Annotated in this window: 28 protein-coding genes, 1 tRNA gene and 1 pseudogene; 25 read left to right on the top strand and 5 right to left on the bottom strand. The window is 65.4% G+C overall.

Annotation, left to right across the window (positions count from 1 at the left end):
• The first annotated feature begins 2 nt into the window (after positions 1-2).
• The 3 genes from egtB to AC3D24_RS11575 all read left to right on the top strand — a co-directional run bounded on the left by egtB (position 3) and on the right by AC3D24_RS11575 (position 2,870).
• Complete coding sequence (gene egtB / locus AC3D24_RS11585) at positions 3-1,271, top strand: ergothioneine biosynthesis protein EgtB (RefSeq protein WP_489030774.1); 1,269 nt, start codon at positions 3-5, stop codon at positions 1,269-1,271.
• Positions 1,271-2,248: an L-histidine N(alpha)-methyltransferase gene (egtD, locus tag AC3D24_RS11580; RefSeq protein ID WP_489030772.1), complete on the top strand. Its 978-nt coding sequence runs from the start codon at positions 1,271-1,273 to the stop codon at positions 2,246-2,248. The genes egtB and egtD overlap by 1 nt, the downstream gene beginning before the upstream one ends.
• 154 nt (positions 2,249-2,402) lie before the next feature.
• Positions 2,403-2,870 carry a DUF1203 domain-containing protein gene (locus AC3D24_RS11575; protein ID WP_489030770.1) on the top strand — a complete coding sequence of 156 codons (468 nt, stop codon included), beginning with the start codon at positions 2,403-2,405 and terminating at the stop codon, positions 2,868-2,870.
• A gap of 70 nt (positions 2,871-2,940) precedes the next feature.
• On the opposite strand, the gene AC3D24_RS11570 is transcribed toward AC3D24_RS11575, so the two are convergent.
• Positions 2,941-4,041 carry a DUF1176 domain-containing protein gene (locus AC3D24_RS11570; RefSeq protein ID WP_489030768.1) on the bottom strand — a complete coding sequence of 367 codons (1,101 nt, stop codon included), beginning with the start codon at positions 4,039-4,041 and terminating at the stop codon, positions 2,941-2,943.
• A 124-nt stretch (positions 4,042-4,165) separates the two neighbouring features.
• Between AC3D24_RS11570 and AC3D24_RS11565 the strand changes: the two genes are divergently transcribed.
• The 20 genes and pseudogenes from AC3D24_RS11565 to AC3D24_RS11470 all read left to right on the top strand — a co-directional run bounded on the left by AC3D24_RS11565 (position 4,166) and on the right by AC3D24_RS11470 (position 18,374).
• On the top strand, positions 4,166-5,035 hold the full coding sequence (locus AC3D24_RS11565; RefSeq protein ID WP_489030766.1) for a 3-hydroxyacyl-CoA dehydrogenase NAD-binding domain-containing protein: 870 nt from the start codon (positions 4,166-4,168) through the stop codon (positions 5,033-5,035).
• Positions 5,036-5,349: 314 nt separating this feature from the next.
• Entirely contained in the window at positions 5,350-6,336 is a 987-nt protein-coding gene (locus tag AC3D24_RS11560; protein ID WP_489030764.1) for a DUF4062 domain-containing protein, read from the top strand.
• Between the two features lie 233 nt (positions 6,337-6,569).
• Entirely contained in the window at positions 6,570-6,755 is a 186-nt protein-coding gene (locus AC3D24_RS11555; protein WP_489030762.1) for a hypothetical protein, read from the top strand.
• 22 nt (positions 6,756-6,777) lie between these two features.
• A complete protein-coding gene (locus tag AC3D24_RS11550) occupies positions 6,778-7,065 on the top strand; it encodes a CopG family ribbon-helix-helix protein (RefSeq protein WP_489030760.1) in 288 nt (95 codons plus the stop codon).
• A complete protein-coding gene (locus tag AC3D24_RS11545) occupies positions 7,062-7,373 on the top strand; it encodes a type II toxin-antitoxin system RelE/ParE family toxin (protein ID WP_489030758.1) in 312 nt (103 codons plus the stop codon). The genes AC3D24_RS11550 and AC3D24_RS11545 overlap by 4 nt, the downstream gene beginning before the upstream one ends.
• A 318-nt stretch (positions 7,374-7,691) precedes the next feature.
• Positions 7,692-8,366 (top strand): hypothetical protein, encoded by a 675-nt coding sequence (locus tag AC3D24_RS11540; RefSeq protein ID WP_489030757.1) that lies wholly within the window; start codon positions 7,692-7,694, stop codon positions 8,364-8,366.
• Positions 8,344-10,194, top strand: coding sequence for a phage portal protein (locus tag AC3D24_RS11535; protein ID WP_489030755.1), 1,851 nt, complete (start codon positions 8,344-8,346; stop codon positions 10,192-10,194). Before AC3D24_RS11540 ends, AC3D24_RS11535 begins: the two co-directional genes overlap by 23 nt.
• Positions 10,194-10,499 (top strand): DUF6127 family protein, encoded by a 306-nt coding sequence (locus AC3D24_RS11530; protein ID WP_183129183.1) that lies wholly within the window; start codon positions 10,194-10,196, stop codon positions 10,497-10,499. Before AC3D24_RS11535 ends, AC3D24_RS11530 begins: the two co-directional genes overlap by 1 nt.
• Positions 10,421-10,870: an HK97 family phage prohead protease gene (locus tag AC3D24_RS11525; protein WP_489030753.1), complete on the top strand. Its 450-nt coding sequence runs from the start codon at positions 10,421-10,423 to the stop codon at positions 10,868-10,870. Before AC3D24_RS11530 ends, AC3D24_RS11525 begins: the two co-directional genes overlap by 79 nt.
• A 219-nt stretch (positions 10,871-11,089) precedes the next feature.
• Complete coding sequence (locus tag AC3D24_RS11520) at positions 11,090-12,091, top strand: phage major capsid protein (protein ID WP_489030752.1); 1,002 nt, start codon at positions 11,090-11,092, stop codon at positions 12,089-12,091.
• Positions 12,092-12,212: 121 nt separating this feature from the next.
• Positions 12,213-12,761 (top strand): head-tail connector protein, encoded by a 549-nt coding sequence (locus AC3D24_RS11515; protein ID WP_489030750.1) that lies wholly within the window; start codon positions 12,213-12,215, stop codon positions 12,759-12,761.
• A gap of 29 nt (positions 12,762-12,790) precedes the next feature.
• Positions 12,791-13,141, top strand: coding sequence for a DUF3168 domain-containing protein (locus AC3D24_RS11510; RefSeq protein WP_489030749.1), 351 nt, complete (start codon positions 12,791-12,793; stop codon positions 13,139-13,141).
• Between the two features lie 83 nt (positions 13,142-13,224).
• Positions 13,225-13,632, top strand: coding sequence for a phage tail tube protein (locus AC3D24_RS11505; protein WP_056060976.1), 408 nt, complete (start codon positions 13,225-13,227; stop codon positions 13,630-13,632).
• A gap of 168 nt (positions 13,633-13,800) precedes the next feature.
• Positions 13,801-14,115: a gene transfer agent family protein gene (locus tag AC3D24_RS11500; protein WP_489030747.1), complete on the top strand. Its 315-nt coding sequence runs from the start codon at positions 13,801-13,803 to the stop codon at positions 14,113-14,115.
• Positions 14,001-14,303, top strand: coding sequence for a phage tail assembly chaperone (locus AC3D24_RS11495; RefSeq protein ID WP_489030745.1), 303 nt, complete (start codon positions 14,001-14,003; stop codon positions 14,301-14,303). Before AC3D24_RS11500 ends, AC3D24_RS11495 begins: the two co-directional genes overlap by 115 nt.
• On the top strand, positions 14,293-14,844 hold the full coding sequence (locus tag AC3D24_RS11490; protein WP_489033136.1) for a tail tape measure protein: 552 nt from the start codon (positions 14,293-14,295) through the stop codon (positions 14,842-14,844). Before AC3D24_RS11495 ends, AC3D24_RS11490 begins: the two co-directional genes overlap by 11 nt.
• Positions 14,845-15,074: 230 nt before the next feature.
• Positions 15,075-15,797 (top strand): annotated as a pseudogene (locus AC3D24_RS11485) (non-contractile tail sheath protein); the annotation flags it as partial.
• On the top strand, positions 15,778-16,605 hold the full coding sequence (locus AC3D24_RS11480) for a GTA baseplate fiber-binding domain-containing protein (protein ID WP_489030743.1): 828 nt from the start codon (positions 15,778-15,780) through the stop codon (positions 16,603-16,605). The pseudogene AC3D24_RS11485 and the gene AC3D24_RS11480, both read left to right, overlap by 20 nt.
• A 22-nt stretch (positions 16,606-16,627) precedes the next feature.
• Complete coding sequence (locus tag AC3D24_RS11475; RefSeq protein WP_489030741.1) at positions 16,628-17,131, top strand: DUF2793 domain-containing protein; 504 nt, start codon at positions 16,628-16,630, stop codon at positions 17,129-17,131.
• Positions 17,132-17,252: 121 nt separating this feature from the next.
• Positions 17,253-18,374: an OmpA family protein gene (locus AC3D24_RS11470; RefSeq protein WP_489030739.1), complete on the top strand. Its 1,122-nt coding sequence runs from the start codon at positions 17,253-17,255 to the stop codon at positions 18,372-18,374.
• A 542-nt stretch (positions 18,375-18,916) separates the two neighbouring features.
• On the opposite strand, the gene ygfZ is transcribed toward AC3D24_RS11470, so the two are convergent.
• A complete protein-coding gene (ygfZ, locus tag AC3D24_RS11465; protein ID WP_489030738.1) occupies positions 18,917-19,672 on the bottom strand; it encodes a CAF17-like 4Fe-4S cluster assembly/insertion protein YgfZ in 756 nt (251 codons plus the stop codon).
• A gap of 94 nt (positions 19,673-19,766) precedes the next feature.
• Between ygfZ and pyrC the strand changes: the two genes are divergently transcribed.
• Positions 19,767-20,801 carry a dihydroorotase gene (gene pyrC, locus AC3D24_RS11460; RefSeq protein ID WP_489030736.1) on the top strand — a complete coding sequence of 345 codons (1,035 nt, stop codon included), beginning with the start codon at positions 19,767-19,769 and terminating at the stop codon, positions 20,799-20,801.
• A 112-nt stretch (positions 20,802-20,913) separates the two neighbouring features.
• On the opposite strand, the gene AC3D24_RS11455 is transcribed toward pyrC, so the two are convergent.
• Positions 20,914-21,264 carry a hypothetical protein gene (locus AC3D24_RS11455; RefSeq protein WP_489030734.1) on the bottom strand — a complete coding sequence of 117 codons (351 nt, stop codon included), beginning with the start codon at positions 21,262-21,264 and terminating at the stop codon, positions 20,914-20,916.
• A 179-nt stretch (positions 21,265-21,443) separates the two neighbouring features.
• Entirely contained in the window at positions 21,444-22,220 is a 777-nt protein-coding gene (locus tag AC3D24_RS11450; RefSeq protein ID WP_489030733.1) for a DUF1134 domain-containing protein, read from the bottom strand.
• 242 nt (positions 22,221-22,462) lie between these two features.
• Between AC3D24_RS11450 and AC3D24_RS11445 the strand changes: the two genes are divergently transcribed.
• Positions 22,463-22,555 (top strand) — tRNA-Ser (locus AC3D24_RS11445).
• A gap of 300 nt (positions 22,556-22,855) precedes the next feature.
• Here the strand turns inward: AC3D24_RS11445 and AC3D24_RS11440 are convergent.
• Complete coding sequence (locus AC3D24_RS11440) at positions 22,856-23,080, bottom strand: hypothetical protein (protein WP_489030731.1); 225 nt, start codon at positions 23,078-23,080, stop codon at positions 22,856-22,858.
• Between the last annotated feature and the right edge of the window lie 92 nt (positions 23,081-23,172).

Raw genomic sequence — 23,172 nt, 5'->3', positions numbered from 1 at the left:
CGATGCCGAATCCCGTTCGCCCCCATGCATCGCCACTGCCGCAGTCCGCGTTGGCGGATCGGTTCGCGAAGGTTCGCGCACTTTCACTGGATCTGGCCAAGCCGCTGTCCGATGCCGATGCGACGGTGCAGTCGATGCCCGACGCGTCGCCGACGAAGTGGCATCTCGCGCACACGACCTGGTTCTTCGAGACGTTCGTGTTGCGCGATCATCTCGCCGGCTATGCGCTGCACGACGAGCGTTTCCCGTTCCTGTTCAACAGCTACTACGAGGCCGAGGGGCGGCGGCACGCACGCGATCGGCGCGGGATGGTGACGCGGCCGTCGCTCGACGAGGTGCGCGCGTATCGGGCGTATGTCGACGCGGCGCTGCTTGATGCGTTGCCGGGTTTGCCGGACGAGGCGCAGGCATTGGTGGCGCTCGGTTGCCATCACGAGGAGCAGCACCAGGAATTGCTGGTGACCGACATCCTCCACATGTTTTCGGAAAATCCGCTGGAGCCGGCGATGTGGCCGGCGCCGCGCAAGGTGCCGGTGGAAATGCCGGGTGCGATCGGCTGGATCGCGCATCACGGCGGGATCGTCGACGTCGGTCATGACGGCGACGACTTCGCGTTCGATTGCGAAGGGCCTCGGCATGCCGCGCTGCTGGCGCCGCACGCACTTGCCGACCGGACCGTGACGAATGGCGAATGGGCGGCGTTTATTGCGGATGGCGGCTATACCGAAGCGCGGCATTGGCTGGCGGATGGCTGGGCGTGGGTAAAGGCCGAGGGCATCGTCGCGCCGCTGTATTGGGAGCAGGGCGAGTCTGGCTGGACGCGGTTCGGGCTCGACGGGCGGCGGGCGATCGATCCGGCGGCGCCGGTGACGCATGTGAGCTTTTTCGAGGCGGATGCCTATGCGAGCTGGGCCGGCGCGCGGTTGCCGACCGAGTTCGAATGGGAGGCGGCGGCGGCCTCGCACGACGCGTCCGGTGGCAACCAGATGGATGTCGCTGGCCCGGTCGAGCCTCGGCCATCCGCGGGCGGACCGGCATTCTTCGGCGATGTCTGGGAATGGACCGGCAGCGCGTACCGTCCCTATCCCGGGTTCGTGACCGCGGCAGGCGCGGTCGGCGAATATAACGGCAAGTTCATGAGCTCGCAGTTCATCCTGCGCGGCGGGAGCTGTGCGACCCCGCGTGGCCATGCACGGGCGAGCTACCGCAATTTCTTCTATCCGCACCAACGGTGGCAGTTCACCGGCGTGCGCCTCGCGAAAGATATCTGATGTTGAAGCCTGAGATCGAGGACGGCCAGCAGACGCTTGCCGATCCACAATTCCGCGCGGACGTACTGGACGGACTCACGCGCCGGCCGCGGGCGATCCCGGCGCGGTGGTTCTACGATCGGCGCGGCTCGGAACTGTTCGAGAAGATTACCGATCTGCCCGAATATTACCCGACGCGGACCGAGCGATCGATCCTCGAGACCGCGTGTCCGGAGGTCGCCAAGATCGCCGGCGAGGGCCGGGCGGTCGTCGAATTCGGATCGGGATCGTCGACCAAGACGCCGATCCTGCTCGATGCGGTCGCGCCCTCCGTCTATGTGCCGATCGATATCTCGGGGGATTTCCTGCGTGAGTCGTCGAAGGTGCTGGGCGAGCAGTTCCCCGACCTGCTGGTGCTGCCGTTCGAGGCCGATTTCATGCGGCCGCTGAGCCTGCCGAAGACGATCGCGGAGACGCCCAAGCTCGGTTTCTTCCCGGGATCGACGATCGGCAACATGATCCCGCTGATGGCGGTCGATCTGCTGCGTGCGATGCGATCGTCGCTTGGTGTCGGCGCGATGCTGTTGATCGGGATGGACCGGATCAAGGGCGAAGACGTGCTGGTGCCGGCGTATGACGATGCGCAGGGTGTGACGGCAGCGTTCAACCTCAATCTGCTCGAGCGGATCAACCGCGAACTCGGCGGCGATATTCCGATCGATGCGTTCCGGCATAAGGCCGTGTGGAACGACGACCGCGCACGGATCGAGATGCATCTGGAGGCAGTGCGAGACGTGGCGTTTACCGTCGATGGACGATCGTTCGAAATGACTGCGGGCGAGACGATACACACCGAAAATTCGCATAAGTATGGTGCGCGCGATGCGCGGATCCTGTTGCGATCGGGCGGATGGACGCCGGTCGCGGCGTGGACCGATCCGGAAGGGCTGTTCGGCGTGTATCTGGCCGAGGCCCAGGTGGAGCGGCCCGCGCCCTGATTAGGGGGCGATCGCGATTGACGTGACGCCCGCATCCCCCAGACATTGCCGACATTCGATCGGGACAAGGGCGATATCCATTTCGAGCGCAACAAACGGGACGCCGGTGACTATCGAGTGCGCCATGAAGACGGCCGTCTTGTAGGAGCTCGGCATGTCGTTTCGCGTATTGGGGCTCGATCCCGATCAGTTCCGCCACCTCTACGCACTGTCGGATGAGGATTTGGCTGCCGCAGGGGCAAGGCGGTATGTCGTGGATGCAAAACCCGGCTTTCCCGACCGCATCGACGTCCGCGATATGGCAATCGGGGAGTGCGCCATCCTGCTCAACTACGAACATCAGCCCGCCGCCACGCCATATCGGTCGCGGCACGCTATCTTCGTCCGCGAGGGTGCAACGGTTGCGCTGGACATGATCGATGCCATTCCAGAGGCGATGCGCATTCGGTCGATCTCGCTGCGTGCCTTCAGCGAGGATGGGGAGATGGTGGATGCCGACCTGTCGGACGGTGAATTACTGATTCCGCTGATCGAACGCTTCTTCAGCGACCCCGAGGTCGCATATCTGCAGGCACATTACGCAAAACGAGGATGTTACGCCGCTCGTATCATTCGGGCCTGACCATTCTTTGTGAAGACGCGCTGTTTGGGCATGGCCCACCTCGACCCTCCCTTGAAGGGAATGGAGCCGGTCAGGAGCGCACCACCTTTGCGCGCCACGTCGTGATGTAGTCGATGTTGCCGCGGCATTCGCCCATCTCGGACTGTTCGGAGAGGCGGAAGCGGGTAGCGTCCCAGACGAAGCTTTGGTGCACGCCGCAGTCGCCCAGGCCGCGGCCCTTGGCGTAGCTGGTGAGGATGCCATTCTCGAAACTGCCGTTGACGACGCTCTTCAGGGGCGTTGCGGAGTCGGCGCCGGTTTCCTCGAAGCCGGAGGGAGCGTCGGTTTGCGCCGGCGTGATCTTCGCGCCGTCGATGATGAAGAGCGCGCCGATCAGATTGTACGCGCCGGTCGAGCAGGGGAGGATCGCGAGCGACTTGCCGCCGCCGAGCGCGTGGACTTCGGGGGCGAACAGTTCGGGGTCTGCGCCGGAGGGGAAATTGCCGAGCTCGCAGGAGCCGCGTTTGCGCATCGTCGCGATCTGCGCGGGGGTGAGCTTGGCGGCGGCGCCCGACGGCGCGAGCGCGGTGATGACGGGGAGAGCTGGCATGGGGGCGCTAGACGGGGCGGGGCCCTTGGCGACGATCGCGTCGGTGCTGCCCGCGCGGCCTTGTTGTGCGTCGATGTAGCGGAGCGCGGCGGCGGCGCCTTTGAGCGAGAGCGTGGCCAGCGTGGCGCCGCTCGCGTCGAGGATCTTGAGCGATTGGGCGTTGGCGATCGCGGCAGCGAGGGCGGCGGCGTCGCGCAGGGCTATGCGCTGGCCGTCGACGGTGAAGCTGGCGGGCGGGCGCTTGGTGGCGGCCTGGTCGTTGCGGGTTTCGATCGCCAGCGACATCCTGCCGCCGCCGTTCGCGACCGGGCCGGGCTCTCGCACGAGGTTGAGGGTGAGCGTGTCCTGGCCGATGCTCGCGTCCGGGAGAAGCGAGGCGAGCGTGCAGCGAAGCGTGTTGTCGCAGCCGGCGGTCCAGTCGGCGAAGGTCTTCGTGGCGCCGGGCTTGGGTGGCGCGTGCGTGTCGGTGGTGGGGGTCGGCTGTGGTACCGCCGGGGCGACGGGAGCGAGTTCTGTCTTTGCCTCGGACGCGGGTTCGGCTTTGGGCTGCGGCGCGGGCTGGCTTAGCGAACAGGCTGTCATCAGCGGCAGCGCTAGGAGGGGCGTGAGGGCGGAAAAGATCGGTTTGCACAGCATTGCTGCAGCGTAGCGCTCTGGCAGCGCGGGGAAAAGCGGCTAGGGAGGGGCAACGACTTAGGAGAGCGAAATGCAGACGATCGGCGTGATTGGTGCAGGGCAGATGGGCGCGGGGATCGCGCAGGTGTCGGCGCAGGCGGGGTACCGCGTGCTGCTGGCGGACGTGTCGCTGGAGGCGGCAACCAAGGGCAAGGCGGGGATCGCCAAGACGCTTGGCCGGCTGGTCGAGAAGGAGAAGATCGGGTCGCGCGAGCGTGACGACGCGCTGACGCTGATCGAGCCGGTCGCGAGCGTTGCCGACATGGGCGACTGTGCGATCGTGGTCGAGGCGGCGACCGAGCGCGAGGCGGTGAAGCGCCAGATCTTCGCCGAGGTCGGCAAGGTGCTGGGGCCGGATGCAATCCTGGCGTCGAACACGTCGTCGATCCCGATCACGCGCCTCGCGCAGGCGGCGCCCGATGCGGCGCGGTTCATGGGGGTGCATTTCTTCAACCCGGTGCCGGTGATGCGGCCGATCGAACTGATCCGGGGGCTGGCGACGTCGGACGCCACGGTGGCGGCGGTCGAGGCGTTTGCGCAAGCGCTCGGCAAGCAGGTGGTGCATGCGAACGACGCACCGGGCTTCATCGTCAACCGCGTGCTGATGCCGATGATCAACGAGGCGTGCTTTGCGCTTGGCGAGGGCGTGGCGAGCGTGCGCGACATCGATCTCGCGTGCCAGTTGGGCCTGAACCATCCGATGGGGCCGCTGACGCTGGCCGATTTCATCGGGCTGGATACGTGCCTGGAAATCACGCGCGTGCTGTTCGAGGGGACGGGCGATCCGAAGTTCCGGCCGGCGCCGTTGCTGGTGAAGTATGTCGAGGCTGGGTGGTTTGGACGGAAGACGAAGCGCGGGTTTTATGATTATTCGGGCGCGGAGCCTGTGCCTACAAGGTGAGGGCCGTAGCGGTCGTTTCGGTGGGCGCGACTGCAGTTTTGCGTGATAGGTCGTATTTGCTGGCTGGGCTGCCGGCCATCAGAGCGCTGACTGTTCAACTGAGTCTCGCAGATTGGTGCCCGCCGGTGAAGCCGAGGGGGATCGGTGAAATCCTCGTAAGCATCGAAAAACAAAGGATATATCTTTTTGCGTCGGGATGTTGTGTTAGCCCTTTGTACTAGGTGAGGTAAGACGCAAGCAACCCGACCTACGTGTCGTATCTTGACGTCTTTCCATGTATCGCATCGTACGAACGAACAATAAGGGGATGGCTAATGGTTGCTGTGCGGAAGCTACAGGTCTTTGTCTCAAGTACGTACACTGACTTGGTAGAAGAGCGTCAAGCTGCTGTAGCAGCCATATTAAAGGCCGGTCATATCCCAGCAGGAATGGAATTGTTTTCGGCTGGTGACCAATCGCAGCTTGAAGTCATTAAAAAGTGGATTGACCAGTCCGACGTCTATATGCTGATCCTTGGGACTCGCTACGGTTCGCTTGAGCCGACTTCAAAGGACGGGTACACCGAAGTAGAGTATGATTACGCTGTATCTACCGGCAAGCCGTACTTTTCGTTAGTAATGGGACCAAGTGCATTCGATGCAAAGCTAAAAGAAACAGGCGGTAAATTTGTTGAGCAGGAAAACCCTGAAAAGCTAAATAACTTCAAAGATAAAGTTCTTGGCAAAATGTGCTCTATATACAACGATCCTCGTGATATAAGAAGCTATGTTTTAGAGAATCTAATTGACTTTGCGGGCCGTGAAGATCTTATTGGCTGGGTGCAGGGCAGCGCTGTTGTTGATCCCAACCCGCTTTATAAGCAGATATCGGAGCTTACAGATCAAGTGCGCCTCCTTAAAGGAGAACTTTCTGACGCACGAGTTAAGCAAGATGATCTGGCTCCAAAGTCGTCAGATGATGACGGATTTTTGCCATTATCAAAACTCTTGTTGTCTCAAAAGGTTACAGTTCCGGCGGATATATCTGATTCAAACGAAGAAATAGAGCGATCTATATTAGCACTTTTCGTCGCCAACGTAAGCAACTATGTTCGTGGCGCGACTGTTACCACGCCGACCAAGCCGCGAACTAAATGGTTTGAGCAGAATGTTTACTCGGTTCTAGTCACTCATCGATTGCTCAGCATCACGTCTCGTACTGCTGCGCAGCGCGTATATGTTATCACGGAGAGGGGCATCGATTTTGCTGCTTGGATCGACCGTACAAGACACGATGCAAAGAACGCGAAGCCGAAAAATTAATAGAGATTTTCGAAAGGGCAATTCGGACAAGAGTGAGCGCTGTTCTCACCGTATGCCCGGCCTCAGCCTCAGCCTCAGCCTCAGCCTCAGCCTCAGGCGATTATAACACGCCTAGCGCGACCTGCATTATCGCGCGTGGTTCTCCATTCCTGCATGACGTGTCACGGTCGCCAAGCGATCCGCCATCAACACTGTCCAGAATAACCTAACGAGGGATTGCCGATGCCCGTGCGATGATCGCTGGCACCCTCTTGTTCTCCCGCGAAGGCGGGAGCCCAGACTGGATCCCCGCCTTCGCGGGGAAACATGCTGCTTTTGCTCTGGGCGAGTTGCAGGCTGCGGGCAATTCAGCAGGGCTGTTTGGCATCGTCATGCGTCCGCGCGTTGGTGCAATTCCGGCGCTGTGGTATGTGCCGTGACGTCTGGAGCGAAGTTTAGGTGATGAGCGGCAGCACGACGATGACGATCAGGGTGACGTCGGCGCTCAAGGCGCGGCTGGGGCGGTTGGCGCAGGATACGCAGCAGAGTCCTTCGGATCTCGCGGCGCTGGCCGTCTCGGGATATGTCGATCGTGAGCTTGCCGTCGTCGCGGGTATTCGGCGTGGGCTCGATGACGTCGAGGCTGGTCGGGTGATCGGGCATGACGATGCCGTGCGTGCGCTTCATGCGGCGGTCGACAAGGTTGGCGACAAGGTTGGCGACAAGGTTGGCGACAAGGCGGGTGGTTGACTCGGACCGTCGTCTGGTCCCGCGATGCACTGGACGATCTGACATCGCAACTCGTCTATATTGCAGCGGATAACCCTGACGCCGCGCACCGGGTTGCGGCTCGGATCGGTGATGCGGGGGCGGCGCTAGGCGCTATCCCGACCGGGCGTCCGGGGAGGGTTGGCGGTACTTTCGAGAAATCGGTGACGGGGCTGGCGTACGTGATTGCCTATGCGATCACGGTGCGCGGCGATCGGGAGGAGATATCGATCCTGCATGTGATCCATACTGCGCGGGATTGGCCGGTCGAGGCTTGGCCTGGAGATTAGCCGAATTGCCGTATAAGCAGATCGGTTAAACCGCTTGACATCGTCACGCTCGTTTGGTACATAACGGGAACGCTGAAGAATTGCGGGTCGGGTTGGTGGCTCGGGCGGAGAGAGGCCGGGACGGTCGGGGTGGAGCCTCGGGTGTCGCCGGCCTTTTCGCGTTCTGGCGGGTCGGTTCGCATATTTGGTTCACATGGGCGGGGGCGCGGGATGGTGAGCTTTCGGAAGACGGGGGCGACTGCCGGTACACATGCTCGTGTTCGGCCGGTTGGGAGTGGCGCGACTATAATCGGCACGTGCAAGAACCGGAGTATTCAGGTGCGCGCGCCGCGCTTCGACGGGTGGACCAAGGCGCGGCGGGCGCAATTCCTGCGCGTGCTGGGAACGACCTGCAACGTCAGGGCCGCCGCCGCGGATGTCGGCATGGGGTTTGGAACCGCGTATGCGCTGAGGCTCCGCGATCCCGCCTTTGCAGCGGCGTGGGCGGCGGCGCTGGCCGACGGGTATGATCGGCTCGAGGAGGCGCTGCTGGCCGCGGCGATTGCCGGGCTGAGCGGAGATTTCGTGGCTGAGACGCGCGACACTGGCAAGCGTGCCGCCGAGGACTTGGCTGGCGAGGCTGCGAGCGATGACGCCATCGATTTCGGCAGCGATCCCGCCATCGATTCCGGCAGCGATCTTGGGGGCATTTCGGTGCCGGATACGGGTGTCGTGCGGCTGGCGAGCATGCAGGCGGTGCAGGTTGCGCTGGCGATGCTCGGTCGGTTTCGCACCGCGCAGGCGAAGGGCGGGAAACGACCGAAATCGCATCGCCGGCGCGCGACCGTGGAGGAGACCAATGCTTCGATCGCAAAGAAACTGGATGCCTTGGCCAAGCGGTTGGTGGCGCCGCCGGCGGTGATCGTCCTGGGCGGCGTGGTCGGTGATGACGGGAACGGAGCCGGGGCTGGGGCCGGGATGATCCTGAAGAATGGCGCGCAGCATGAGCGATGACCGGTCTGGCGAGGGAGTGCGTAGCGTGGCCGATGAAACCGACCGCTTGGCTCTGGAGGATTCGAGGAGCAATTCAGACGGTCGTGCGCGTGAGGCGGTCGGCGGGACAGAGGGCGAAGGCGTTACCGGGAGTGGTCGGGCCGGGAATGGTCGGGCCGGGAATGGTCGGGATGTGATCGCGGAGCTCGCGGCGTTGCCTGCGGCACGACGGGCACGGCTGGTCGGGATGCTGACTGCGGCCGAGCAGCATGAACTGCATGATCGGTGGGAGGTGTGGGCGCATCCTGGGCAGCATTTGAAGACCGGTGCGGGTGCGGGTGCGGGTGCGGGTGCAGCGGGGGCGGGTTCGGGAGCGGCGGCGGATGACTGGCGGATCTGGGTGATTCTGGCGGGGCGTGGGTTTGGCAAGACGCGGGCGGGGGCGGAGTGGGTCAGTCAGGTCGCGCGGGACAACCCTGGCGCCCGCATCGCGCTGGTCGGGGCGACCATCGAGGATGTGCGGCGGGTGATGATCGAGGGGGAGAGCGGGTTGCTCGCCGTCGCGCGCGATGACGAGGATCTGGTGTGGCGGGCTGGCTCGGGCGAGCTGCGGTTTGCGAATGGGGCGTTGGCGTTCGCCTATTCGGCGGAGGCGCCCGAGGCGTTGCGCGGGCCGGAGCATCTGGCGGCGTGGTGCGACGAGGTGGCCAAGTGGCGCAACGGCGATGCGACGTGGGATAATCTGATGATGGGGCTGCGGCTGGGCGAGCTGCCGCGGATCGTGGTGACGACGACGCCGCGGCCGGTGGCGTTGCTGCGGCGGATCTTGGCTCTGCCGGGGGTGGTGCGGTCGCAGGGGCGGACGCGCGATAATGTGCATCTGCCGGTGAGTTTCGTCGAGGCGGTGACCGCGACCTATGCGGGGACGCGGTTGGGGCGGCAGGAGCTGGATGGGGAACTGATCGAGGATGTCGTGGGCGCGCTTTGGACTCGGGCGCTGGTGGAGTCTCGGCGGGTGGCTTTTGCGCCTGCCGTCGTGCGGGTTGTCGTCGGGGTGGATCCTCCGGCTGCCAGTGGGTGGCCGGCGGCGTATCGGTACCGGGTCGGGGAGCGGGTGGCTCGGTTGCAGGCGGATCCGGTTCGGCCCGAGGTGATCCATCTGAAGAGCTTCAATCCGGTCGATGATCATTATGGGCTGGGGTGCCTGGGGGCGGCTTCGGGGGCGGTGGCGATCCACAATGCGGCGGCGCGGTGGAACAAGGCTTTGCTGGATAACGCGGCGCGGCCTTCGGGGGCGTTGATGTACGATCCCAAGGACGGCGCGGTGTTGTCGACCGAGCAGTTCGCGCGGTTGAAGGGGGAGCTGGAGGCTTCGTTCTCGGGGGCGGGGAATGCGGGGCGGCCGATGCTTCTTGAGGGCGGCTTGCGGTGGCAGGCGTTGAGCTTGTCGCCGGCGGATATGGATTTCGTGGGCACGAAGGCGGCGGCGGCGCGGGAGATCGCGCTGGCGTTCGGGGTGCCGCCGATGCTGCTCGGGCTGCCGGGGGACAATTCCTATGCGAACTACCGCGAGGCCAATCGCGCGCTGTGGCGGCTGGCGATTTTGCCGCTGGCGACCGCGGTGCTGGGCGGGATCGCGCAGGGGCTGGCCGGGTGGTTCGAGGGGGCGGCGATTTCGGTCGATCTCGACCGGGTGCCGGCGCTGGCGGAGGATCGCGAGCGGCTTTGGGGGATGGTGAGTGGGGCTGGCTTTCTCAGCGATGCTGAGAAGCGGGCTCTGCTGGAGATCGCGCCGGGCGCGATGCCGTTTGATGTCGCGCGACGCGCGACGGGCGAGGAGGTGGTCTGATGGATGGGGCGGTTTTGGCGCAGTTGATGCGGCAGGGGGCTGAACGTGGTGTCGACCTGGTGACGCTGCGGGCGATCGTGGAGGAGGCGGGGGAATTGGGGGCGGCTCGGGCCTTGGCGCGGGTTGCTTTGAGTGACGAGCGGGCTCGGGAGGATGTGGCGGAGTTGCGCGAGCTGTTGGCGGCTTGGCGGGATGCGAAGCGGTCGGTTTGGAAGGCGGTGGTGGGGTGGATCGCTCGGCTGGCGATGGCGCTGATGCTGGCGGGGCTGGCGGTGAAGCTGGGGTTTGCCGCGTGGTTGAAGTGACGGGCGCGGTCGCGTTTGCGGGGTATGCGGCGGTGTTCGATGTTGTCGATCGGGCTGGGGATGTGGTGCGGCGGGGGGCTTTTGCTGGGGCCGGGGTGGTGCCTTTGTTGTGGCAGCATCGGGGTGTGGCGGTCGGGTCCTTGTCCGTTGTTGCGGAGGATGCGCGGGGGTTGCGGGTCGAGGGGGTGGTTGCGGATCTGGAGCTGGCTCGGCTGGTGCGAGCCGGGGCGGTGGCTGGGTTGTCGGTTGGGTATCGGGCGACGTCCGTGCGGCAGGGGGTGCGGCGAGAGTTGCTGGCGGTGGACCTGGTGGAGGTTAGTCTGGTGGCGGTTCCTATGCAGGCTTTGGCTCGGGTTGAGGTGGTGCCTTAGCGGCTTGTCCCTCTCCCTGTCGGGGAGAGGGAGGGAGGAGCCGCTTGGCGACGGAAGGGTGAGGGGCTTTGGCGCGGGTGTTCCTAGCCTCACGCCCCTCTCCCTCCCACGCGCAAGAGCGCGCGGCCCCTCCCTCTCCCCGGAGGGGCGAGGGATTCAGTGAGTTTTGTGAGGCGTCCTGCGGGGCGCCTTTTTTCGTTTTCGGGTGAGGAGATGGATATGAGTGTTGTTGACCGGCCGGTTTTGGAGGGGGCGGCTCCTCTCGGGGTGAATGCGGCGTTTTCGGGGTTCGTTCGGACTGGCGCTACGCTGGAGATGAAGGCGTTTACCGGGGTGACCGGTGACTCGGGCGGGTTTGCGGTGCCGCGGGAGATCGATGCTCAGATCGATACTTTGCTGAAGGCGGTGTCGCCGATCCGGGCGATTGCCAATGTGGTGAAGGTTGGCTCGGCCGGGTATCGCAAGCTGGTGACGACCGGGGGTACGCCGTCCGGGTGGGCGGCGGAGAATGCGGCTCGGCCGGAGACGGCTTCGCCGGTTTTCACCGAGATCGCGCCGCCTACGGGGGAGCTGTATGCGAACCCTTCGGCTAGCCAGGCGATGCTCGACGATGCTGCTTTCGATGTCGAGGAGTGGTTGGCGGGGGAGATCGCGATGGAGTTTGCGAAGGCCGAGGGGGCGGCGTTCGTGTCCGGGTCGGGCGTGTCGCGGCCCAAGGGGTTTTTGACGTCTGCTACCGCGGCGACGGCTGATGGCGTGCGGGCGTTCGGGACCTTGCAGTATCTCGCTAGCGGTACGGCTGGGGACTTCTCGGCGAACCCGCAGGAGCGGTTGATCGATCTGGTTCAGTCTTTGCGCGGGCCTTATCGGCAGGGGGCCAGTTTTGTGATGAATGCGGCGACTCTGGCGCGGATCCGGAAGTTCAAGACGACGGATGGGGCGTTCGTCTGGGCGCCTTCGCTGGCGGCTGGGGTGCCGGCTACGCTGCTGGGGTATCCGGTGGTGGAGGCCGAGGACATGCCGGATATCGCGGCGAATGCGCTGGCGATCGCGTTCGGGAATTTCCGGGCGGGGTATATTATCGCCGAGCGGACGGAGACTGGGATCCTGCGCGATCCGTATTCTAACAAGCCGTTTGTCAATTTCTACGCGACCAAGCGGGTTGGTGGGTGCGTGACGAACTCCGAGGCTATCAAGCTGATGAAGTTCTCGGTGGCTTGAGTTTCGGCGGGACGGGTTTGGGACGAGGGGTGCTTGTCCTAACGCCCCTCTCCCTCCCACGCGCAAGGGCGCGCGGGCCCCTCCCTCTCCCCGGAGGGGCGAGGGAAATAGGAGAAGTTCCATGGGTGGGTCGGCGATTTCTGCCGGGGTGATCGCTGAGGTGGTCGTCGCGGCTAGGGCTTTGTTGCGGGTGGAGTCGGGGGAGGACTTGGTGCTGGCGCGGTTGGCGTCGACGGCGTTGCTGCTGGGGGAGGCTTTCCTGGGGGCGGCGGTGATCGTGCGGCCGTTCGAGGATGTGGTGACCAGTGCGGCGGGGTGGCGGCGGTTGATGGTCGCGCCCGTCACGGTGATTTCCGGATTGACCGGGTTGCCGATGGAGGGGGCGCCGTTCGTGTTGGCGGTCGGGGCGTATGCGGTCGACATCGATGCGGATGGGGTTGGTTGGGTTCGTGTACTGGCCGCGGGGTCTGCGGGGCGGGTGGCGGTGGCGTATTCGGCTGGGCTGGCCTTGAGTTTCGAGGCGGTGCCGGCGCCGATCGCGCAGGGGGTGGCGATGCTGGTCGCGCACCTCTTTGACCACCGGGAGAGCGATGTGGCGCCGCCGGCTGCGGTTGCGGCTTTGTGGCGGCCTTATCGGCGGATGCGGTTGGGCCTTGAGGTGCATTCGTGAGTGGGCGGGTGGTTTTGCAGGCTGCCGTCGTGGCTCGGTTGAACGCGGTGCTGGACGTGAGCGTGTTCGATGCGCCGCCGGTGCGTGGGGGGCTGCCTTATGCGGTGGTCGACGAGCCGGTGTTGTCGGACTGGAGTACGAAGACCTGGGTTGGGCGGGAGGGGCGCGTTCTTTTGACGCTGTTCGATGGGGGGGAGCGGCCGGTTCGGGTTCGTTCTCTGCTGGCGGTGGCGGAGGAGGGGTTGGAGGCGCTTCCGTCCGATCTTGGCGAGGGGTGGCGGGTGGTGCGGCTGGCGCTGGTGCGGTCTCGGGTGCTGCGGGTCGGGGATCGGTGGCGCGGGACGTCGGAGTTTCTGGTGCGGATGTACCGCGAGAGCTGAGCTTCGAGACTTGAGAGATGCGCCGCGAAGACGCGGTGCAGGCTGGGTCCCCGCCTTCGCGGGGAAACAAGGAAGGGGCTGACATGGCGGTGGAGAAGGGGAGTGCGTTCCTGCTGAAGGTGGGGAACGGGGCGGTGCCGGTGGTCTACGCGACGGTGGCGGGGCTGCGGACGACGCAGATGTCGGTGAATGGGGAGGCTATCGTTGTTACCACCAAGGATTCTGGCGGGTGGCGGCAGTTGCTGTCGGGGGCTGGGGTTCGGAGTGTGTCCGTGTCGGGGGCTGGGGTTTTTACCGGGTCTGTGGCGGAGTTGCGGGTGAAGGCTAGCGCGCTGACCGGGGTGCTCGATGATTATCGGCTGGCGTTCGAGGGGGGGGACACGATGACGGGGAAGTTCCTGGTGTCTCGGCTGGACTATGCCGGGGATTTCAATGGGGAGCGGTCTTATACGCTTAGCCTGGAGAGTTCCGGGGCTGTTGTTGTGGGTTAACTTTCCCTCTCCCCGTCGGGGAGAGGGAGGGAGGAGCTCTTGCGACGGGAGGGTGAGGGGCTTTGGGGCGAGTGTTCCGTGCCTCACTCCCCTCTCCCTCCCACGCGCAAGCGCGCGCGGGCCCCTCCCTCTCCCCGGAGGGGCGAGGGGGTTTCTAAGGACATTCTCATGGGTGATTTGGCGAATCCGGTTCGGGGGGAGGGATCTCTTCGGGTTGGGGGGGAGACTCTTGTGTTGCGGCCTAGCTTTGCGGCTTTGGTCGCGGCCGAGGGGGAGTTGGGGCCTTTGTTTGCGCTGGTGGAGCGCGCGGCGGAGGGGAAGCTTGGGATTGGGGAGATGGTGGGGTTGTTCTGGCATTGCCTTCGCGAGTGCCCGGAGGGGGTTACCCGGGAGCGGCTGGGGGAGGCTGTCGTCGAGGCCGGGCTGGCCGCGGTGACGCCGGTATTGCGGGTGCTGTTGCGGCAGATCCTGGCGGGACGGTGACGTTCTCGGACAGCGCTGAGCGGCTCGCCGGGTTTGCGGGGGCGGTGCTGGGATGGGCGCCGAAGGTTTTCTGGCGGGCTACGCCGGCGGAATTGGCGGGGGTGGTCGCAGCTTTGGTGGGCGACGTTGCGGCGCCGCCCGATGCTTCGACGATCGCGCGGTTGAGGGGGGCTTTTCCTGATGGATGATTTCGACACGGCGCTGGTTAGCGTGCGGGCGGATACGGCCGGGTTCTCGCGTGACGTCGAGGCGATGCGGGGGGAATTGGAGGGGGTGCTCGGGAGCGGGGCGGAGCGGGCTGCGCTTCGGTTGGAGGCCGGGCTGTTGCGCGCGGTTCGGTCGGGGAAACTGGGGTTCGAGGAGCTGAAGGGGGTGGCGCTGTCGGCGCTGGATGCGATTGCTTCGGCGGCGTTGAAGGCTGGGGTTCAGTCGGTGTTGAGTGGTGGGGGTTTGAGCGGGGCGCTGGCTGGGTTGGTCGGTGGGCTGCCGGGGCGGGCGACTGGTGGGCCGGTGTCTCCGGGGCGGGCTTATGTCGTGGGGGAGCGGGGGGCGGAGGTGTTCGTGCCTACTTCCAGCGGGCGGGTTGAGACTGGTGCGCCGGGGGGCGGGGTTCGGGAGGTGAGGGTGGCGATCACCGTAAACGCCGCTGGGGGGAGTGTGCCTGGGGTGTTGGCGCAGTCGAGCCGGCAGGTGGCTCGGGCTGTGAAGGCGGCTTTGGCGGTGGAGTGATGGCGCTGGAGTGGCGATCGTATCCGTCATGCCGGGCTTGTTCCGGCATCCACCGTTGCGCTTGATCGTCAGCCGTTGATTCGCGGAACGGTGGACCCCGGAACAAGCCCGGGGTGACGGAGTGCGTGGGGTGGGCGTTCCTCGCCTCACTCCCCTCTCCCTCCCACGCGCAAGGGCGCGCGGGCCCCTCCCTCTCCCCGTAGGGGCGAGGGTTTAGGAAGGACAAACCTATGGCGCATTGGCTTTGCTCGGGGCGGACTGTGCAGGTCGAGGGGCTTGTGTCTCGGTTCGATCCGAGATTCTGGACGGTGGATTTTCCTCGGCCGATGATGGCTTCGGTTGTGACCACCAGCCCCGCGTCGCTGCGGGTGGATGCGGTGTTTTATAAGGCGGACGATCTGGCCGGGGTGATCTGGGAGGCTGTGGATCGCTTCGATCATCCCTTGCTGAAGTACGAGACTTCGCGGGATTTTCGGGCGTGTCGGCTGCGGTTTCGGTGGCTGTCTTCGGGGGTGATAGCGTTGGATGCCATTAACGGCCCGACGTTGACGATCGAGGGGCGGGATGCGGCGGGGGGCGCTCGGTCCTGGTATGTGCGATTGTGGAATTATGCGGTGGGGGCGCCGGAGGACGCGGTCGTCTCGCTGGATTTTGGCGCGATGGTCGGCGGGTATGAGCTGCCCGAGGATGCGGATCCGGTGTGGGCGGGGGATATCGACCGGATGTTCGTGTCGGTGGTGCCGCCGGAGTATTCTGGGGTGGACGTCCCCTTGGCGGCGCCGCGCGAGGGGTGGGTCGAGTGGACCGATCTGGTCTGCGAGGGGCCGGGGTCGGTTCTGGCGATCGGCGATGCGGTGGTGCCCGAGCATGGGGTGCGGATCGCAGGCGGGTATGACGATAGCTATAACCTGACGCCGGCGCGGGTGCTGCGGAATGCGCTGCATCTCGGGTATGGGCGCCGCGTGGCGGCAGGCGGCCTTGCTCTACAGCCTGGACGATGGACTGAACTGGGTGGCGGCCGGGGCGACGGCTGCGCCTGCGGTGCTGGGGACGATCGCGGTGGTGGCGCCGGGTGCGCTGGCGACGTTGGTCGATCGTCGGGGCGCGTTCGAGGTCATCTTGGCGCAGGCCGACATGGTGCTGGGAGATGCCGATGCGGCGTCGCTCGACCGCGGTGTGAACCTGGCTTTGATCGGCGATGAACTCCTCCAGTTCGGGCGAGCGGAACCGCTGGGTGGCGCGCGGTGGCGGCTGAGCGGGTTGCTGCGTGGGCGGCGGGGAACCGAGGCGGCCGGTCTACAGGTGATCGGGGATCGGTTCGTGCTGTTGGAAGCCGAGGCGGCGCGGACGTTCGACCTGCCGGTGTCGGTGCTCGGACGCGAGATACGCGTGATGGCGTCAGGGGTGGGCGATGCGACGCCGGTCGAGACGCGGTGCGTGATGCGGGGGGCGTCGGTAGTGCCGCCTTCACCGGTGCATCTGCGATCGGCCGGCGAGGTGGACGGTAGCGCCACGGTGCGGTGGACGCGGCGGAGCAGGGCGGGGTGGCGCTGGATCGACGGGGTCGATGCGCCGCTGGCCGAGGAGGCCGAAGCGTACCGCGTGACGATCACGGCCGGCGGAAGCTCCCGCAACGTCGACGTCGCGGAACCGTCGGTGGTGATCACCGTGGCCGAGAGGGCCGAGCCGGCGAGCGTCGCGGTGCGGCAGCGCGGCGTGTTCGGCGAGTCGCTGGCCGCGGAACTGATCGTATCGGCCTGATAATCGAACGGGGGAACGAAAGATGAGCGACGACACCACATCGCGGCTGGCATTGCCGTTGCTGCAGCCGGGACAGGCGCAGAAGGAGACGACGCACAACGAGGCGCTGACATTGCTCGATCTTGCGGTCCAGGCGAGCGTGCTGGCGGTGGGAACCAACGTACCGCCGGCAGCGCCGACGGTGGGGAACGGATGGATCGTCGGCACCGCACCGACGGGAGCCTGGACCGGGCAGGCGCGGGCGATCGCGGGATGGACGAGCGGCGGGTGGCGGTTCCTGGTGCCGCGCGAGGGCATGTCGGTGTGGAGCATCGCCGACGGGCTGGCGGCGCGCTTCGGTGGTGGCGGATGGACGCTGGGCGTGATCGCAGGAACGCGCGTGTCGATCGGCGGCAACGACGTGGTCGGCGCAAGGCGCGCGGCGATTCCCGAGCCGGTCGGCGGCACGGTGGCCGATATCCAGGCGCGGACCGCGATTGGCGTCATATTGGGCGCTTTGCGGGGGCACGGGCTGATTGCGGGCTAAAACACCCTGAAAACTGTGTCGTTCCAGCAACAGTATCAACTTTTGTTAGCTTGCGTGGAAACAAGCCCGAGGATAGGGAGTTTGCGATGTCCGTGTGACACTCATGAAAGGGGATTTTAGTATGCGGAAGCTTGCCGTCGTTCTGGCACTCGCCTCCACCGCACTCGCCACTCCCGCCCTCGCCCGCGACAAGTCGTGGTACGTTGGCGTCGAAGGCGGTGGGATGATCGTTGAAGACATCGACTATGATATCGGCGCGTTGAATAACGCCGGTTCGGTCGATCATGACTATGGGTACGATGTCGACGCCGTAATGGGCTACGACTTTGGCGGTTTCCGCCTCGAAACCGAAGTCGGCTACCGTAAGGCAACCGTGGACGGCTACTCGTCGACCACGACCACGCCGACCTTCGGTGCAACTGGCCTTCGCGGCAACGCGCCGGCTAGCAACTACGACTACGCTGGTGGTTCGTCGTCGGCTCTCAGCTTCATGCTGAACGGCCTTCTGGACTTCGGTCCGGACGATGGCATCCAGGGCTTCGTCGGCGGTGGTGTTGGTGTTGCTCGCGTCAAGGCGCAGTACGCACTCAACAACAACGGCGACTTCCTGAACGACTCGGACACCGTGTTCGCGTATCAGGGCCTGGCCGGTATCCGTGCACCGCTGACCGACCACATCGACGCGACGCTGAAGTATCGTTTCTTCAACGCCGAGAACGTCAAGCTGGTCGACGTTTCGAACCGCGTGTTCGACGGTCGCTATCGTTCGCACAGCATCCTTGGTGGTGTGACGTACAACTTCGGCGAGCCTGCTGCTCCGCCGCCGCCGCCGCCGCCGCCGCCGCCGCCTCCCCCGCCTCCTCCGCCGCCGCCGGCGCCGGTCGAAGTGGTCTGCTCGCCTGGTCCGTTCATCGTGTTCTTCGAATGGGACAAGTCGGACATCACGCCAGAGGCAGCGTCGATCCTCGACAACGCGGTCACGCAGTACCAGTCGTGCGGCAACGCACAGGTCATGCTCGCAGGTCACGCGGACAAGTCGGGTTCGGCTTCGTACAACGTCGGTCTGTCGCAGCGCCGCGCAGATGGCGTGAAGGCATATCTGTCTTCGCATGCCATCCCGGACAGCGTCATTTCGACGGAAGCATTCGGCGAGAGCCGTCCGCGCGTCGAGACCGCCGATGGCGTTCGCGAAGTGCAGAACCGTCGCGTGGAAGTCACCTACGGTCCGGGTTCGGGCCAGTAAGACTTTCGCCAATCGGCCCTCGGGTCGGTTACGGAATGAAGATCGGGGAGGTCGGCGCAAGCCGGCCTCCCTTTTCTTTTGTGCTTTGCGTGGGCGATTTTTCGGCTGCGGGGTTCGTGGATTTGGTGGGCGTCGATTCTGTTCGCGCCAAGGCGCGGAGGCGCGGAGATGGATCGTTTGGGGCGGGCGGCGCCCGCGAATGCGGCTTTCGAATATCGACTTCGCCCATCGGTAACCTGATCGGCTGACGTCCCACCACATCCTCAAGCGGCAACTCTCCGCGCCTCCGCGCGAACAAATTTCTGACTTTCGACCTCATCGATCGGCAGCGTCCAGCGGAGCGTCGATGTGTTCACGCGAAGGCGCAAAGGCGCGAAGATGTTTGATCTCGATACCACGGCCTCTCGGGCCACGATCGAACGATTGGGAAGCCATTCCAAAAACGCATGTACGAGCAGGTGAGGCTGCCTGCCCGAACCCTCTTCGCGCCTTTGCGCCTTCGCGTGAACACATGCTCTTGCTGGAACACGCGACGCGAGGCTCTACAGCGTTGGCGGATTGTCTTCCGCCAACGCTGTCGCGAGCCAATCGGGAATCAGCGCGTCGCCGAGCGCTTCGATGCGGCGGTGCTCTACCGTCAGCCCCCGGTCGGGGTAGGTGACACGGGTGCGGGCGCTCGGTTCGGTCAAGGGGGCAACGACGAGGCGGCGGTTGACCTTTGACCGGTGATGCATGCGCGCGGTGTTTTCCTGGCCGACGTAACATCCCTTGGTGAAGCTGACGCCGTTCAGCTCGCGTGCGTTGCATTCGAGCCAGAGTGTCTCGCCCGCGCCGAGCTCGGCGACGCCTTCGGGAACGCCGAGCGACAATCGGTGCGCGTGCCAGTCGGTCGCGGGCGCGGCGTCGGGCGCGAGCCAGCGATGACCGAGCGCGGCGAGACGGGGGTCGGGGACGCCCTGGGCGCGATCGAGTGACCAATGCACTTTCAACGCATAGGGCCGCAGCGTGATTGCGCGGCGCAGGCGGTAGAGCGACAGGCGCTTCGTCAGTGCTTCGGCTTGTGTCGCCTCGACGTCGACCAGCACGTCGTCGCCGTCCGCCCACAGAATAAAGTCGAACAGCGCCTTGCCCTGCGGCGACAGCAACGCCGCCCAAGCCGGGGCGGCGGGCGCGAGCAGCGACGTGTCGGCGGTGACCAGCCCTTGCAGGAAGCCCCGGACGTCTTCGCCGGCGATGCGGATCACGCTGCGGTCGGCGAGCATGGTTCCGGGCGTCGCGTCGGGAATGGGCTGGGTCATCGCTACCACCTAGTGCGCGCCGTGGGATTTCCAAGCGCGACCGGACGTGAAGCTGCGTCTGGCGTCGGTGCGCCTGCGCCGATAGGAGAGCCATATGACCGAGCGCCTCACGATCCGCCGCCCCGATGACTGGCATGTCCACCTGCGCGACGGCGCGATGCTGGAGGCGGTGGCGGGGCATACCGCGCGGCAGTTCGCGCGTGCGATCATCATGCCGAACCTGACCCCGCCGGTGACGTCGATCGAGGCGGCCAGGGCGTATCGGGGCCGGATCATGGCGGCGGTGGGGGGTGCCGCGTTCACGCCATTGATGACGTGCTATTTGACCGACGGCATCGATCCGGCGGAGATCGAGCGCGGCTATGCCGAGGGCGTGTTCGCCGCGTGCAAGCTGTACCCCGCGCATGCGACGACCAATTCCGCGCACGGCGTCACCGATATCCGCGCGCTGACCAGCGTGCTGGAGACGTTGCAGCGGATCGGCATGCCGCTGTTGATCCACGGCGAGGTGACCGACAAGGCGATCGACATCTTCGACCGCGAGGCGGTGTTCGTGGACCGCACGCTGGCACCGCTGACGCGCGATTATCCGGGACTGAAGATCGTGCTGGAGCATATCACGACATCCGAGGCGGCCGCGTTCGTTGCGGAGGCGGATCATCCGATCGCCGCGACGATCACGCCGCAGCATCTGCTGATTAACCGCAACGCGCTGTTCGACGGCGGGCTCAGGCCGCACGCCTATTGCCTGCCCGTCCTGAAGCGCGAGACGCATCGCCTCGCGGTGCGGCGGGCGGCGGTATCGGGATCGCCGCGGTTCTTCCTGGGAACCGACAGCGCGCCGCATGTCGTGGGGGCGAAGGAGTCGGGGTGCGGGTGCGCCGGGATCTTCAACGCGCCGTTCGCGCTGGAGGCGTATCTGAGCGTGTTCGACGAGGAGGGCGCGCTCGACAAGTTCGAGGGGTTCGCCTCCGAACATGGGGCGCGCTTCTACGGGTTGCCGTTGAACGAGGGGACCGTGTCGCTGGTGCGCGAGGCGGTCGAGGTGCCTGGAGCGATCGGCTCGGGCGATACCGCGGTGGTGCCGTTCCTGGCGGGGACGAAACTGGGGTGGCGGTTCGAAGGGTAACGCGGGCTGCGGCTTCGCCCTTCTCCAGGCTGGTTGGCCGCGGGCCATTCCTCTCCGATCAAGAGAGGGAAGACGCCGCAGGCGGCGATGGGTGAGGGCGGGGGCACACCGTCTAGGTCGTCGGATCCTGCGCTTTCAAACGGTCGAGCCACAACCGCGCCTCCTTCTGCTCGCCGACCGCGCTCGCACTGACCGGGCCGCGGGCGGCGAAGAAGTCGCGGTGAAGCGCGAACGGCTCCAGCATCAGGCGGTCGCGCATCGCATCGATGTCGGTGCCCATTTCGGTGAGCGCGTCGATCGTCGGGGCGATCGCGGCGCGGACGCGGCGGTCCGGCGTGCGATCGAACAGGCCGAGCGAGCCGGATGCGGTCCTTTCGAGCGCTGCCAGGAGCGTGTCGCGGTAGTCGGTTTCGAGGTCCTCGCGCTGGGCGTCGAGACGGGCGAGGCGGTCGGGTTTTGCCATTGGCTTGGCGTAGCGTGTCGGGTGGGGGCGTCAACTTCTGGGGTGGGTTGGAGCGGTAGCTTGGAGTCGTTGCGTTCTCCAAGCGCGCCATGGGCAAAGCCCACGTCGTCGGACGGGGCTGTGCCCCGCCGGCCGGGCTTGCGCGAGTCAGGCGGGCGTGGCCGCCTGCCGCGCTTCGCCTAAAACGGTAACCACCTGCTCTTGTGCGTGATATTCATATACCCGACGTTCACCCCAGCGCGCCAGCCGACACCCAAGCGGATCGGGATCAGGACGACGTTGCCGCGGCGGAGATAGGTCGCGGCGAATCCGCCGACCAGGTACAGGCGGCCTTCGACGGCGGGGAAGCGCTTGTACAATTCCTCCGTGTCGTAGAGGTTGTAGACCAGCACGAAGACCTTGTTCGCGTCGCCGCCGATGTCGAAGCCGACCGACGGGCCGGTCCAGTAGACCGGCTGCTGGCCCTCGACCTTGTGGCTCATGATCCCCGAGCCATAGCGGACGCCGAGCACGAACGCGCCCGAGGCCTCGCGCCCGGCGATATAGGCGTTGGGCTGGCCCTGGTCCTTGAGGATGTTCTCGAGGATGCCCCCAAGTCCCGCGGCGCCCTTGCCGAACACGCCTTCGCCGGCGGCGAGCAGGTCGTCGCGCTGGTAGGTGTCGGCCGCCTGCGTCGTCGCTTCCGCGCGGGCGGCCTGCGAGGCGGTGCCGGGCGGCGGCGCGGGCGGCGCAGGGTTGGGATCGCTCTGGACCGTCGTCTCGGTCTCCGCCGGACGCGAGGGCTGGGTCGTCTGAGCACGCGCGGGCGGCTGATAGGCTTGCGGCGCGAGATCGCCATCGATCGCCTGGTTGGGATCGATCGTGCGAACCTGCGCGGACGCGGTTGCGGCACCACCCACCGCGCCACCACAGACGGCGGTCGCGATGGCACCTAGGCCAAGCCAGAAGCTACGCATGTCGATCCCCAAACTCGCCGAAAACACGGGAGGCACCCCGAACCAGGGGGACTACCCCCTTGCGGCCGAGTTAACCAGCGCGGGGCTTGCCGCGCAATGAACGAACGCCGAGCACCTGTCGAATTCGGGCGAAATCGCGGTGAACGGGTAGATGCGGACGAATGACGAATTCGAGGGTGCACGTGATTACAGGCGTTGCCCCCTTCGCCGACCCTCGCTATAGCCCCGCATCTGCTGCAGCCGGAGACGTGGGTGAGTGGCTGAAACCAGCGGTTTGCTAAACCGCCGTACCGGGTTTACTGGTACCGAGGGTTCGAATCCCTCCGTCTCCGCCATCTTGCACTAAAATCATTAGATTTTTTCAAGAAAATTAATGCCGGGTCCATCCCGATGTCCACGTTGACCGCCGGATGTATGCGACGGCGAGCGATGGCATACGACCAGATCAAGAAAATCGACCCGGATATGGAGGGCGGTCTCCAAACGCCTGGGTCGAAAGTGGATAGTGGTTTTCCAAGGGGCGCAGACCGCGTGTTTGTGCGAGAACGCGGCCGAAGGCGGTCATCTGTCAGCATATGAGTGAACGATGTCAGTCGCCTCAAAGCTACCGAAGGCTCAGGCGTTCACTAACTGATCTAGAAGCAACTTGGTCGATAGTCGCAATCGCTATCGAAGGCGGCGCCGCCCCGTCTTGCCGAAAAGCCCTCAGCCATCAGCCGGAACGCGGCGATCGCCTGCGGAAGGGCATTTTGCGGCGTCTCGCTGGCGCAAACCCAAAATGCGGCATTGAACGCCGCGCCGCTCAGGAGGCGTGACGCGGCTTCGACATTGACCATCTGCTTGCCCCCCTTGGCGATCAATTGGGCAACCGCCTGCCTGGTGACTTGCGATTCCGACGAAGCTTCAGGCGGTGATCGCGAACATGCTGGGCTGGTTCGCCCTATCGGAGGAG

This window comes from Sphingomonas sp. SL1004, from assembly GCF_057815015.1.
This window is presented reverse-complemented; position numbering and strand designations above follow the sequence as displayed.